Source organism: Streptomyces atratus (assembly GCF_900119365.1).
GTDB lineage: Bacteria > Actinomycetota > Actinomycetes > Streptomycetales > Streptomycetaceae > Streptomyces > Streptomyces atratus_B.
Map to the genome: position 1 here is coordinate 16,412 of NZ_FPJO01000047.1, position 12,784 is coordinate 29,195.

At 71.9% G+C, this 12,784-nt stretch carries 13 protein-coding genes; 6 read left to right on the forward strand and 7 right to left on the reverse strand.

Annotated elements, in window-relative coordinates; genetic code table 11:
• Positions 1-68: 68 nt before the first annotated feature.
• The 4 genes from BT364_RS36720 to BT364_RS36735 are packed head-to-tail and all read left to right on the forward strand — an operon-like array spanning position 69 to position 4,256.
• Positions 69-734: an SDR family oxidoreductase gene (locus BT364_RS36720; RefSeq protein ID WP_072489509.1), complete on the forward strand. Its 666-nt coding sequence runs from the start codon at positions 69-71 to the stop codon at positions 732-734.
• Positions 731-1,945 carry a lycopene cyclase family protein gene (locus tag BT364_RS36725; protein ID WP_072489510.1) on the forward strand — a complete coding sequence of 405 codons (1,215 nt, stop codon included), beginning with the start codon at positions 731-733 and terminating at the stop codon, positions 1,943-1,945. The genes BT364_RS36720 and BT364_RS36725 overlap by 4 nt, the downstream gene beginning before the upstream one ends.
• Positions 1,942-2,691: a methyltransferase domain-containing protein gene (locus tag BT364_RS36730; RefSeq protein ID WP_072489511.1), complete on the forward strand. Its 750-nt coding sequence runs from the start codon at positions 1,942-1,944 to the stop codon at positions 2,689-2,691. Before BT364_RS36725 ends, BT364_RS36730 begins: the two co-directional genes overlap by 4 nt.
• A complete protein-coding gene (locus BT364_RS36735; RefSeq protein ID WP_072489512.1) occupies positions 2,688-4,256 on the forward strand; it encodes an FAD-dependent oxidoreductase in 1,569 nt (522 codons plus the stop codon). Before BT364_RS36730 ends, BT364_RS36735 begins: the two co-directional genes overlap by 4 nt.
• Before the next feature lie 11 nt (positions 4,257-4,267).
• On the opposite strand, the gene BT364_RS36740 is transcribed toward BT364_RS36735, so the two are convergent.
• From BT364_RS36740 to BT364_RS36755, 4 genes are read right to left on the reverse strand one after another with little or no spacing between them, the layout of a single operon-like run.
• Complete coding sequence (locus BT364_RS36740) at positions 4,268-5,281, reverse strand: Rieske (2Fe-2S) protein (RefSeq protein WP_072489513.1); 1,014 nt, start codon at positions 5,279-5,281, stop codon at positions 4,268-4,270.
• Positions 5,278-6,273, reverse strand: a complete 996-nt coding sequence (locus tag BT364_RS36745; protein ID WP_072489514.1) for a phytoene/squalene synthase family protein — start codon at positions 6,271-6,273, stop codon at positions 5,278-5,280. Before BT364_RS36745 ends, BT364_RS36740 begins: the two co-directional genes overlap by 4 nt.
• Positions 6,260-7,831 (reverse strand): phytoene desaturase family protein, encoded by a 1,572-nt coding sequence (gene crtI / locus BT364_RS36750; protein ID WP_072489515.1) that lies wholly within the window; start codon positions 7,829-7,831, stop codon positions 6,260-6,262. The genes BT364_RS36745 and crtI overlap by 14 nt, the downstream gene beginning before the upstream one ends.
• Complete coding sequence (locus BT364_RS36755; RefSeq protein WP_072489516.1) at positions 7,828-8,970, reverse strand: polyprenyl synthetase family protein; 1,143 nt, start codon at positions 8,968-8,970, stop codon at positions 7,828-7,830. The genes crtI and BT364_RS36755 overlap by 4 nt, the downstream gene beginning before the upstream one ends.
• 694 nt (positions 8,971-9,664) lie before the next feature.
• On the opposite strand from BT364_RS36755, the gene BT364_RS36760 reads away from it, so the two are divergent.
• Positions 9,665-10,069: an IS3 family transposase gene (locus BT364_RS36760; protein WP_079179827.1), complete on the forward strand. Its 405-nt coding sequence runs from the start codon at positions 9,665-9,667 to the stop codon at positions 10,067-10,069.
• Between the two features lie 225 nt (positions 10,070-10,294).
• On the opposite strand, the gene BT364_RS36765 is transcribed toward BT364_RS36760, so the two are convergent.
• The 3 genes from BT364_RS36765 to BT364_RS36775 form a co-directional block, all read right to left on the reverse strand.
• On the reverse strand, positions 10,295-10,732 hold the full coding sequence (locus tag BT364_RS36765; RefSeq protein WP_072489517.1) for a DUF2267 domain-containing protein: 438 nt from the start codon (positions 10,730-10,732) through the stop codon (positions 10,295-10,297).
• 60 nt (positions 10,733-10,792) lie between these two features.
• On the reverse strand, positions 10,793-11,188 hold the full coding sequence (locus BT364_RS36770) for a DUF2267 domain-containing protein (protein ID WP_072489521.1): 396 nt from the start codon (positions 11,186-11,188) through the stop codon (positions 10,793-10,795).
• A 101-nt stretch (positions 11,189-11,289) separates the two neighbouring features.
• On the reverse strand, positions 11,290-11,721 hold the full coding sequence (locus BT364_RS36775) for an Hsp20/alpha crystallin family protein (protein ID WP_072489518.1): 432 nt from the start codon (positions 11,719-11,721) through the stop codon (positions 11,290-11,292).
• A gap of 127 nt (positions 11,722-11,848) precedes the next feature.
• On the opposite strand from BT364_RS36775, the gene BT364_RS36780 reads away from it, so the two are divergent.
• Positions 11,849-12,502 carry a type III effector protein gene (locus tag BT364_RS36780; RefSeq protein ID WP_072489519.1) on the forward strand — a complete coding sequence of 218 codons (654 nt, stop codon included), beginning with the start codon at positions 11,849-11,851 and terminating at the stop codon, positions 12,500-12,502.
• Positions 12,503-12,784: the final 282 nt, after the last annotated feature.

The following is a 12,784-nucleotide window of genomic DNA, read 5'->3' on the forward strand; positions in this document are numbered from 1 at the left end:
CGCGGACACCCCTGGACGGGAAGCAGTGACGATCGGATGAACCCGTTGGCCCTATCGAGGGGTGAAGCGTGAAACTGAACGGTTCCCGTGTGCTGGTGGCCGATGCCACGGGGGGGAGGGGCGGTGCGATCACCGCCGAACTGGCCGACCGGGGCGCCAGCGTGGCCCTCGCGGGACGCGACCGCGGCCGCCTGGCCCACACCGCGCGGACGTATCCCAGCGCCCCGATCGCTGCCTTCGACGCCTACGGTCCCTGGTCGTGCACTAGGCCCGTGCACGCAGCGGCGGCAGCCCTCCAAAGCTGGGCGCCGTTGTCGCGTGCGGGTCGGTGGCCTTCGGTGCACCCGAGGAGCCTCGCGCCAGCCGCGTTCTTCCGCGCCGCGCTCGGCATCCTGCGACGCGGTTCGGCGGTCGCCGCCGTCACCGGCGTGGTGGCCGAGCGCCCGCAGCCCCGAGTGGCCGACTACAGCGCCTGCAAGGCCGCGCTCGCCGCATGGCTGGACGCCGTCCGCCGCGAAGCACGGAGCGCCGGTGCCGCGGTACTGGAGATCCGGCCGGGGCACCTCTACACACGCTTCGCGACTCGCCCCGTGGCGGGCACCGCCCCACACTGGCCGGAGGGCGGCGACCCGCGTCATGTCGCTGGCGCTGTCGCGGACGCGTTGGAGGCCGCCGCCGAGCTGCTGCGCTCGGGCCCCGACCATAGCCCCATCGTCGAACGGCGAGCCCGGTGACACCCCGCCCCGCCGAGGAATCCGACGTGATCGTCATCGGCGGTGGCGCGGCCGGTCTCAGCCTCGCCCACCGGCTGACGGAGAACGGCGGCGCCACTGTGACTGTGGTTGAGCCGCCCGACGGTCCGCTCCGCCCCGCGGAACGGACCTGGTGCTACTGGGACGCGGGTGTCGACGGGTTGGAAGAGGCGGTCAGCGCGTCTTGGTCCGTGCTGCGTCTGCACGGCGCCGACCGACGGCCGGTCGTTGTCGGACCTGCCCCGTTGACCTACCGCATGGTGCGCTCTACCGACTTCGAGCGGCTGGTCCACGGCCGCTTGGCCCGCTCGGACGGCGGGCGTCTCCTTCGCGCGACGGTGGAATCGGTGCGATGTGTGCCCGGAGGCGCGGAGGTCCGGTGCATGCTGACCGGGGGCTGGTCCCTGACGCTGCGCGCCCGGCGTGTGTTCGACTCGCGGCCGCTGCCTGTCCTGCCGCCGGCGCGCACGTGGTTGCTGCAGCACTTCCGCGGCTGGTTCGTACGTACCGACGCCGACCGGTTCGACCCCTTGGTCGCGGACCTGATGGACTTCCGGGTTCCTCAGCCGGCTCACGGACTCGCTTTCGGCTACGTCCTGCCGCTGGCGCCGGACCGGGCGCTAGTCGAGTACACCCAGTTCTCCGGCAACGCGCTGACCACCGAGGCATACGAATCGGCTCTCGGGCACTACTGCCGAGACGTCCTCGGGCTTGGCGCGCTCACCGTGGAACGGGCGGAGCAGGGGGTCATTCCCATGACCGACGCCCGCTTTCCGCGACGGGCCGGCCCCGCCCACTTCCGTGTCGGAACTGCGGGGGGCGCCACTCGTGCGGCCACCGGCTACACCTTCGCGGCGGTGCAGCGACAGAGCAGAGCCATCGCCGCCGCCCTGCGCGACGGGCGCACCACCATCCCCGCACCCCACGGGCGGAGGGCCTCGGCCATGGACGCGGTCCTGCTGCGTGCCCTGGACACCGGGCGCATCGACGGCCCGCGATTCTTCACCGACCTGTTCCGCCGGATCCCGGCGGAGCGCCTGCTGCGCTTCCTCGACGGCGCCACCTCCCTGCGGGAGGAGTGGGGCATCGGGCTGCGCACCCCTGTCCTGCCGATGCTCCGTACAGCCGCCGAACTGCCCTTTGTGCCCCGACGCTCCCAGTCCTTCGCAAGAACCGGAGACAACCACCGATGAGCCTCCTCCTGCGCGAGCATGACCTGGCCCGCGCCTTCGACCACGCCGCCTGCACCTACGACAGCCTCACCTCTCTCAACCCCGGCTACCACACCGACCTCCTGCGCTCGGCCCGCCGGCTCCGGCTCCCCGACGACGGCGCCGGACTGCACGTTCTCGACGTGGGCTGCGGTACCGGCGCCTCCACCCGAGCCCTGCTCAGGGCCGCGCCCCGGGCCCGGATCACGGCTGTGGACGCGTCGGCGGGCATGCTGCGCCGTGCCCTGGCCAAGCCGTGGCCCGCACGCGTACGGTTCCTGCACCTGACCGCCGAGGAGGTCACGGCGGCCGGAGAGGGCCCCTTCGACGCGGCCTTTGCCGCCTACTTGTTCCGCAACGTCACCGACCCGGACGCGGTCCTGAGCAGCGTCCGGACCCTGCTGCGGCCGGGCGGACGTATCAGCGCCCACGAGTACACCCTGAGCGGACGGCGGCGGCACCGGGCGTTATGGGCGGCGGTGTGCCACGGCGTCGTCATCCCGGCGGGCACACTCACCGGCGACCGGGCCCTGTACCGCCACCTCTGGCACAGCGTCATCGCCTTCGACACCGCCCCCGCCTTCGCCGGCCGGCTGACGCGAGCCGGTTTCACCGGAGTGCGCGTCGCCCCGGTCTCCGGATGGCAGACGGGCATGGTGCACACCTTCCTCGCCCGCAACGGCCCGAGCCCGGCACGCACGACCACGGCAAGGGAGCGAGTCCGATGACGGCCCGCCGTGCCGATGCCGCCCGACGAGGCCGCGACCGCAAGGCCGAGGTTCTGGCGCCACCACCCGGCAGGGAACGGTTCCAACGCGGGGACGAGCCGTCCGTCGCCGTGATCGGTGGCGGGATCGCCGGCCTTGCCGCGGCCACCCTGCTGGCCGAGCGGGGTGCCCGCGTGACCCTGTACGAAAAGGAGGATGCGCTGGGCGGCCGTCTCTCCGGTTGGCCCACCAGGCTGGCGGACGGCTCCTCCGTGACCATGACCCGCGGGTTCCACGCCTTCTTCCGCCAGTACTACAACCTGCGCGGGCTCCTCCGCCGTACCGACCCTGCCCTTTCGCGGCTCACGCCGCTGACCGACTACCCCCTGCGGCACAGAGGCGGCCTGACCGACAGCTTCGCCCGAGTTCCGAGAACGCCGCCTTTCAGCGCGCTCGGCTTCGTCGCCCTCAGCCCGAGCTTCGGCTGGCGGGACCTCGCCGCCATGGACGCCCGGGCGGCACTGCCTCTGCTCGACGTGCGGGTGCCCGAAGTGTACGAACGCTTCGACGAGGTCACCGCAACCGGCTTCCTGGACAGCGTGAGTTTCCCGGAAGCTGCGCACCACCTGGCGTTCGAGGTGTTCTCACGCAGCTTCTTCGCTGACCCGCGCGAACTGTCCGCCGCCGAACTGCTGCTGATGTTCCACATCTACTTTCTCGGATCGGCCGAAGGACTGCTCTTCGACGTACCGGGCGAACCCTTCCCCCAGGCGCTCTGGGACCCGCTTGGCGACTACCTCCAGCGCCTCGGGGCGGACATCCGCACCGGCACCCCCGTCCACGGCGTGCTCCCCCTCGGCGACGGTGGAGCGCATGTGCCCACCGACACCGGTGCCGGGCGCCACCAAGCCGTGGTGCTCGCCCTCGACCCCGGGAGCCTGTGCCGGATCGTCGGCGCGTCACCCGGCCTGGGCACGTCCGGCTGGCGTGAGGACATCGCTGCCCTGCGCACCGCACCGCCGTTCCTCGTCTCCCGGCTCTGGCTCGACGGGCCGGTCCGTGCCGACCGGCCCGGATTCCTCGGCACCAGCGGCTACGGAGGGCTCGACAACATCAGCGTTCTCGAGCGGTACGAGGGCGAGGCCGCTCGCTGGGCCGCACGGACCGGGGGCTCGGTCGTGGAACTGCACGCCTACGCCGTGGACCCGGCGGCCGAACCGCAAGAGGTGCAGAACATGCTCGTCGACCGGCTGCGCCAGGTATACCCGGAGATCCGCGAGGCGCGCATTGTCGACGCCCGGCACGAGTGGCGCTCGGACTGCCCGCTCTTCGAGGCCGGCTCCCACCGCCGGCGACCCACCGTGCGCACCCCTCATCCGTGGCTGACCCTGGCCGGCGACGGAATCCGCTGTGACCTGCCCGTCGCCCTCATGGAACGGGCCGCCACCACTGGCTTCCTGGCCGCGAACGCCCTGCTCGCTGACCGGGGGGTGCACGGCCAGGTCCTGTGGACGGTACCCCGGGCGGGCCGTTCACCCTTACTCCGGGCGCTCGGAGCCGTCGCAGGGCGCCACTCGTCGCACTGACCGGTGCCCGGTCAGCCGGGGAACAGTCCGGTGCTGCGCAGCGTCCAGCGCCGTTCGGCGTAGGCCAGGTCGTCGCGCCACAAGCGGCCGGCCGTACGGCGCATCAGCGGGCGCAGTACGGGGGCGGCGGCCCGCGCCAGAGCGAAGCCGGGCCGGTCCGACGCGGCGATGACCGCCTCGACCACGGCGGTGCGCGGACGCTCGTGGTCGGGCCCGGTCAGCGGCGTCGCGTGGGTCTCGACCACGGACGTGGCGCCCTCGCCGTCGGTGATCCGCATGACGACCGTGCGCGGCTCCGGCGCCGTGAACTCGGCCCGCACCGGAACCACGAGCCGTCCGGCCACCCGGAAGGAGACATCGACGACGAAGGCGTCGTCCTCGTCCCCTCGCGGCTCCCGCGCCACCGACAGGTCGACGAACGAGTACGGGTGGAACCACGAGCCGTGCCACGGATCGAGCCGGTTGGCCACCACGTCCTGCGGTTCGCACCGCCCCACCGCCGTGAACACCGCGTCCACCCCACGGTCCCTCGCCGGTCGAGCGGGCACGACAGGCCGCTCGGTGGGCTCCTCGCCACCCACCGCGTCCAGTCGCACCCAGACGAGTACGCCGTCGTCGTGCACGGGAAACGGCTGCCAGCCAACGGACGGAGAACCGTCCAGGGTGAGCCCGTGCCAGTGGCAGACCAGCGTGCCGCACACCACCCGGCTGTCGCGCAGGGGAGCGCCCAGGTGCGGGCAGACGCCCGAACCGGCACGGGGCTCGCCGTCCTCCGAGCGCCACAGCACGACCTCCACACCACCGACCGTCCGGCCGTACGGGCGATCGTCCGCGCGCACGTTCCGGGAGGCACCGACCACGAACCAGTTGCCGGACGGACGGGCGGACGCCCGATCGAGTGCGTCGGCGATGAGCGCCGGTCGCGCCTGGCGCCAAGTCGGTGTCTGCGCCGCCCAGTCCGGGCCGGACCTCAGCCGTCGGCGCAACGGCGGCGACCAGCGCTTGCCGTCCCTTCGACCACTCACCGCACTGGCCCCTTCCATTTGACTGCCGGGCCACCCGCCGGGGCCGCTCGGTGTGGGCCGCGAGTGAGTATCCAGGCACCGGCCAGGCGTAGCGCACCGGCCGCGGCCGTTGCCGCCCGACGCCGACGCGACACCACCGCACGGCGATGCAGCACGGTGTAGTCCTGCTCGGCGATCGTGTCGAGAATCCCGCCGTAGAGGGTGAACGCGGCACGGATGCAGGGACGCACCCGCGGATCGAGCATCGCGATGCCCGGCTCCGCCGTCCGGTACACGACCCGCGTCATGGCCTCCGCCGCGACGAGAGCGGCGCGGATCCGGGGATCGCGCCGCCCGGTGCGCCGGCTCCACTCCAGCAGGGGCCGGTCCACACCGTGCGCGGCCAGCAGATCGCCGGGCAGGTAGACGCGGCCGCGGTCGAGGTCCTCACCCACGTCGCGCAGGAAGTTGGTGAGCTGGAACGCCACACCGAGCGCCGCCGCGTGCGGTGCCGCCTCCTCCCGGGCCGTGACCGTACCGAGGACCGGCAGCATCTGCAGGCCGATCACCGCCGCCGAACCATGCACGTACCCCTGCAGATCGGCGTAGGTGGGGTAGTGGGTGACGGTCAGGTCGGCACGCATCGAGGACAGGAAATCGGCGAAGAGGGCATGCTCGATGTCGTAGCGGTCGGCGGTGTCCGCGACGGCCCGGACCACCGGTTCGTCGCCCGCTCCGGCGCGCAGCCCGTCGGCCAGATCGCTCTCCAGGCGTCGCAGCAGCCGGTCGCGCTCCTCGGGCGCGCGGTGGTGGTCGTGGTCGTCCACAATGTCGTCCGCCCAGCGGGCGAAGCCGTACAGGGCGTGCACGGCGGAGCGGCGTTCGAGGGGCAGCAGGCGGGTGGCCAGGAAGTAGGTCCTGCCGTGGCGGGCGTTGAGCCGTCGGCACTGGGTGTAGGCGGCGCGCAGTGCGGGATCGGTGATCCCGGCGGCGTCCAGTTCACGACGGGTCATCAGCGCCTGCCAGGGCCGGGGCGGAGGACGCGTCGGTCGCGGTCGAGGTTGGCGCCGTCCGTACGGGCCGGGTACCGGTGCCGCCGGTGATGCGCGCGGCGGCGAGTTTGCCGCTGACGAGTACGGTCGGTACGCCGACGCCCGGGGTGGTGCCGCAGCCGCCGAGCACCACGTTGTCCAGCCCCCGTACGAGGTTTCGTGGGCGGAACGGTCCGGTCTGGGCGAAAGTGTGGGAGACGGAGAAGGGACTGCCGGCGGCGTGGCCTTGCCTCGCCCAGTCGAGCGGCGTCACCAGAAGCTCTTCCTGGATGCTGTCCGCGAACCCGTCCAGGCCCCGGCGCTCCAGTTCACCCACCAGGCGGTCGCGGTAGCGCGGGCCCAGGCCCCGCCACGCAGCGGCTGTGGGACCGACCGCTGTGTTCGGACAGGGGGCGAGGACGTAGTGGAGGTGGCGTCCCGGCGGTGCCAGGGCGGGATCGTGTGCGGTGGGGCGGGTGATGAGCAGAGAGGGGTCGCTCATCAGCTCCCCCGTGCGGGTCAACTCGTCGAAGGTGCGCTGCCACGCGGCGCCGAAGGAGATGGTGTGGTGAGCGAGGTGCGGCCAGGTGCGGTCGGTTCCCGCGTGCAGGATCACGGCGGACGGTGAGTGACGCAGTCGTGCCGGCCGCCGGGGCGCCCGCCCCAGCAGCCCGTAGGCGGCGGGCAGTTCGCACGTGAGCACCACCGCGTCGCAGGGGATGCGCTCGCCGGAGGACAGGTGGACGGCCCGTACTCGGTCCGCGGAGCGCTCCAGCGTGCGTGCTTCGGCAGTCCAGCGCAGATCAGCACCGGCTTCCGCCGCCGCGTCGGCCATGGCGCGGGGGAGTGCGTGCATTCCGCCCTTGGGGAACCAGACGCCGGCCACGGTGTCCATGTAAGCGATCACGGCGTAGGCCGCGAGTGCTCGGGCCGGGGCCACTCCGGCGTACAGTGCCTGGAAGGAGAAGACCCGGCGCAGGCGCTCGTCGGAGAGGAAGCGGGCGATGCGGCCGTCCAGCCGTCCGAAACCGCCCAGCGCCGCCAGCCGGGCCAGATCCGGGTGCAGCAGTTGGAAGGGCGAGTCGAAGTTCGTGTCGATGAATCGGCGCATCTGGACTCGGTACAGACGTTCCAGCCACTGCCGCAGGTCGCGGTATCCGGCCGCCTGCGCCGGTCCGGCGAAGCGCCGTACCTCCGCCTCCATCGCCTCGCCGTCGGTGTGCACGTCGAGCGAGGAACCGTCCGCGAAGCACGCCCGGTAGGCCGGGTCCAGAGCTGTCAGCCCGACGCGGCGGTGGAGGCTGTCCCCGACGGCGGCGAACGCCTCGTCGGCCAGATGCGGCATGGTCAGCACCGTGGGGCCGGTGTCCAGCTCGTAGCCGCCCAGTCGCACTCGGCCGGCCCGGCCGCCGGGACCGGCGTCCCGTTCGACGACGGTGACCCGGCGGCCCGCACCCAGCAGGTGCAGGGCACAGGCCAGCCCGGACAGCCCGGCACCCACCACGACGACATGGTCGGTCGGCCCCGGCACCCTCTTCACGCGACCTTCTCGGCGCGGCGCTGGGCCACACCCGTCGCGCGCGAGACCAGGGCGGCGAACTCGTGCCGCACGGTAGGGCGTGTACCAGCGCGCTCGAAGTGCGCGAGGCTCATGTCGGTCAGCTCCTCGATCTTCGCCTCCACCAGGTCCCGGGCGCCGGTGCGCTGCAGCGCGGACCGCACCTGCCGGACGGCCTTCACGGACTTCGGGTCCGCGTCCGGAGCCAGCGCCGTGGCAGCCTGGTGATCACCGGCGGCGTCGGCGAGCCGGACGGCGACGGCGAGGAGGTAGGTGAGCTTGCGGGAGCGCAGGTCGTCGTCGGCCGGCTTGCCGGTCAGCGCCGGGTCGCCGAAGGCGCCGAGAAGGTCGTCGCGGAGCTGGAAGGCCAGCCCGGCGCACCGGCCGGCCGCTCGCAGCGCGTCCAGCACGTGTTCGTCGGCGCCGGCCAGCGAAGCGCCCAGCGTGAGTGGTCGGGCGACGGTGTACAGGGCGCTCTTCAGGGTGGCGATGGTCAGCGCCTCGTCGACACCGGAAGACCGAGCGGCCTGGGCGTGCAGGTCGCGGTACTGTCCGGCGACCATCTCGGTGCGCATCGCCCGCCACTCCTGGTGCAGGCGCGAGCCGTGCGGCGTGCCGAGCGCCGTCTCCATCAGCAGGTCGTCCGCCCACGCCAGCGCCAGGTCACCGGCGAGCACGGCGGCCGACGTGCCGAACGACTCCGCTCGGCCGTGCATGCCCATCGCCCAGTGCACGCGCGCGAAGTGTACGTGCAGGGCCGGTGCGCCTCGTCGCCGTGCGGATCCGTCCATCACGTCGTCGTGTACGAGGGCGCACGCCTGGAGTAGTTCGAGGGCGGCTCCCGTGTGCAGGACGGCTGTGGCGTCTCCCGAGCCACCCGCGGCGCGCCAGCCACAGTGGGCGAAAGCGGTGCGCAGGCGTTTGCCTCCCCGCACGGCCAGCGTGGCGAGGCGGTCGGCCAGCTCCCGGGCGAAGACGGCGTCGACGGTGCGGGAGTGACGCAGTCGTTCGTCGAGTACCTGCTCCAGGACTGTGCCGACAGCGTCCGCTGCGTCGATCGCGGTGAGAGGGTCATCGACGAGTTCGGCCGGTGTGGCCACCATCGGTGGCAGTCCAGGCATGCACAGCCCCTTCTCACTCTTGGTTATACGCACGGCACTATTTCCGCCGGGCGCCCTGTCACGGATGCACTGATTCCTTGCCCGTCCGGCACCCGACTTCGACCGGACTCACCTCAGCGGCGCAACGGGCGGGGATCTCATGGTGATGAGTCGCCCTGCGCGCGTTCCTGTTCGCGTACGTCCACGAGGCCGGTCAGCCGGTCCGTGAACCTTCCCCTTGATCGTGGACACCTGGAGACTGGGACATGAGGTTTCAGAGGAAGTAGCACCAGGTGGGAAGCAAGTACACGAAGCGGTACACCGCGGAGTTCAAACGGGACGCGATCGCGCTGGTCGACTCGGAGTCCCTGCGCGGCTGGTACCGCCAGGCCAAGGCGGACCGGGGCGAGGGAGCCCCGGGTGAGCTCACCACCGCCGAGCGCGAGGAGCTCAAGCGGCTGCGCAGGCAGAACGCCGAGCAGGCCAAGACGATCGAGGTCCTGCGAAAGCCGCGGTCTTCTTCGCGAAGGAGAGCGATCGGTGAACGCGATGTACACGTTCATCGAGGCGGAGAAGACCACCTACGGTGTTGCTTTCCTCTGCCGCCTCCTGAAGGTGGCCCGTCCTCGTTCTATGCCTGGCTCGCCGCGGCGAAGGCCCGGAGCGCGGGCAAGGCGGCCGACCAGGACCTGGTCCATGAGATCCCGTCATCCACGTGGCCACCCGCCATACCTACGGCGTGCCGCGCATCCATACCGAACTGCGGCGCCTGGGCCGGGCGGTGAACCGCAAACGCGTCGCCCGCCTCATGCGCGAGCACTGCATCCAGGGCGTCACCCGTCGCAAGCGCCGTTCGCTGACACGGCCGGACAAGAAGGCCAGGCCGGCCCCGGACCTGATCGGCCGCAACTTCCATGCCGAGGTTCCCGGCACGAAACTGGTCGGCGACATCACCGCTCTGCCCACATCCGAGGGCCGGCTCTACCTCGCCTGCTGGCTGGACCTGGCCACCCGCGAGGTCGTCGGCTACTCGATGGCCGACTACTACCGCGCCCGCCTTGTCGTCGATGCGCTGAAGATGGCCGCGGGCCGGGGCCGGCTCCGGCCCTCTCAGCGGTGAGGCGGGTGCGTTCGGTGAGCAGTGCGGTCTGTACGGGAGTGAGGGACGCTGCGGGGGCGGTCAGCTGGTGGACGGCGACGCTGCTGACCTCGTCGGGGGCGTGGACGGGGCCGACGAAGGGGTAGAGGTCGTGGTGGCCTTCGCAGCAGCCGATGAGTCCCGTGGGGTCTTTGCGACCCGTGCACGCGTCACCAGCGCGCCCGACGCCGGAAAGACACGGCGCGTTTACGCGGCGGGGGTGAGTTCGGCGCGGCCGAACAGCAGCGCGTGGCCGGAGGGGAGCTGGCGCAGGATGCGATCGAGGAGATCGGGGCCGGCCAGGACGGCGACGGCGGAGAAGACTGTTCCGGTGTCCCAGCGGGTGGTGGCCAGGGAGGTGCCGGTGCGAGCGGCGAGGTCGTTGACAAAGGCCCAGCCGGTCAGAGGCTCGGTGTCCGGGATCTGCGCGGTCAGGACGCGGGCGGCTTCGAAGGGCAGGCGGGCGGCGAGTTCGACGCGTTCGTCGCCCGTCAGTTGGCGCCCCAGTCCCGCTATGACCAGCCGGACGGCTTCCTCGGCCCGCTCCGGGGTGGGGTAGGCGCCTTCGTAGCGGACCTTCTCCAGCATCTGCTCGTATGTCATCGCGGGCAGCTGGTGCAGCGGTGCACGTGGGTCGGAGATCACTGCCGTGGTTGCCTTTCTGTTGCCGTGGTGCCGGTGCGCGGGCACCGGGCGTGCTTCATGTCAGGTGGGCTGGGGACGGCCGAAGAGGAGGTCGTAGCCCGCGGGGAGCTGGAGCAGGATTTGCCCCAGCAGGTCGTCACCGGCCGCGTCGGTGGTGGTGCTGAGGACGGCGCTGACGTCCCAGGCCGCGGTCTGGTCGGTGGCCCCCTCGATCCAGGCCGCCGCCGCCCGAACGAACCGCTCCGGTGGCAGCGGCTCGGCGCTCTGCAGCGGGTTGAGGAGGATCAGGGCGAAGCCTTCCGGCAGTCGAGCCGCCAGCTGGGCACGTACCTCGCCGACCAGGTGTGCGCCCAGCAGGGCGAGCACCACGCGGGCCACGCGTTCTGCTTCCTGCCGGCTGCCGTACTCACCGCGTTCCTGCACCTGGTCGAGGAACGCTTCCCGTCGCACAGTCACGTCGGCCGTCACCCTTCCTCGGTCCATGGGGTGCGGAGGACGGGAGAGGGGGAGATCAGTTACCCGTCCTCCGCCGCTGTTGGGGCCCTCGTCGTTCCGGCTCAGTCGGAGATTTCCCTCCGGCCGGATCCGACGCCGATGGTGATCTTGCGGGGCTTGGCACGTTCGGCGATCGGGATCCGCAGGGTGAGCACGCCGGCGTCGTAGTCGGCCTTGATGTGCTCGGTGTCCAGCGTGTCGGCCAGCATGATCTGGCGGGAGAAGACGCCCAGCGGCCGCTCCGACAGTTCCATCTGCACGTCGTCGGCCTTCGCCACGGGCCGGCGTTCGGCCTTGACGGTCAGCATGTTCCGCTCGACGTCGATGTCGATCGCGTCCGCGCTGACGCCAGGGATGTCGAAGGCCACCATGTACTCGTCGCCCTCGCGGTAAGCGTCCATCGGCATCGGGGAGGGCCGCGACCAGGTGCCCGGGCCCGTCAGCTGCTGAGCCAGCCGGTCCAGCTCACGGAAGGGGTCAGTGCGCATCAACATCGTGAAAACACCTCCAGCAGGTTCGGGCAGTTGCTGCCAATGCGCTTCACTGAAACCGTTGTAGCATGTCATCCATCGGATGACAAGCACGGTGTCGTCCACTCGATGACAAGCTGAGGAGGTGCCCGTGACAGCAGCCGAACAGCCGGCCCCGTCCAGCGCCGACGGCCGAAGCCCGGCCTCGTTCCTCGCCGCCGCGGCGGCCCTGCACGCCATAGACGACGCCCTGCACGCCGCCCGGCGGGAAACCTCCGACGCCCCTGATGCCGGCCCCGGCACGGAGCAGGCCCTGGACTCCCTGCTCCTGCTGCGGCAGGTCCGCGAGCAGCTCGCCGGATGGGAGACCGGCCTGATCGAAACGGCCCGGGACGCGGGAGCCAGCTGGGCCGACCTCGCCCACCCCCTCGGCGTTGCCAGCCGCCAGGCCGCCGAACGCCGCTACCTGCGGGGCCGTCCCGGCCCCGCAGGAACCACCGGCGAACAACGCGTCCAGGCCACCCGTGAACGCCGCGCCGCCGACCGCACCCAAGCCGAATGGGCCCGCCGCAACGCCGCCGACCTACGCCGCATCGCCGGCCAGATCACCGCCCTCACCGACCTCCCCACCGCCGCCCGCCACCCACTCGACCAACTCCACGCTGCCCTCGCCCACAACGACCCCGCCGACCTCATCAACCCCCTCACCGCCACCCGCCCCCACCTGACCGGCACCCACCCCGACCTCGCCGCCCGACTCGACACCCTCACAGGTCCCGCCACGGCCCCGCCCCCACCCGACTGAACGAACACCCGCGCCGGAGCGGGCGCCCGATCCGGCTGCCACGCGACATCAGTTGGTGGTGATCGCATCACGAAGATGTGGGCCGTGGAGGTGAGTACGGTGCGGTTCCCGCGCGCGTGGCACGGGTCCTGAGTCGCGAGGTGTGTTGACTGTGTGCTTGCACCCTCATCCCGAGGGGACGCTGTCCCTCCCCTGCCCCTGAAGAGCACCACCGCACTGACCAAGACTCCGACGGGCGACAAGGAGAAGGACAAGGACCAGGACTCCACGGGCGAGGAGGAC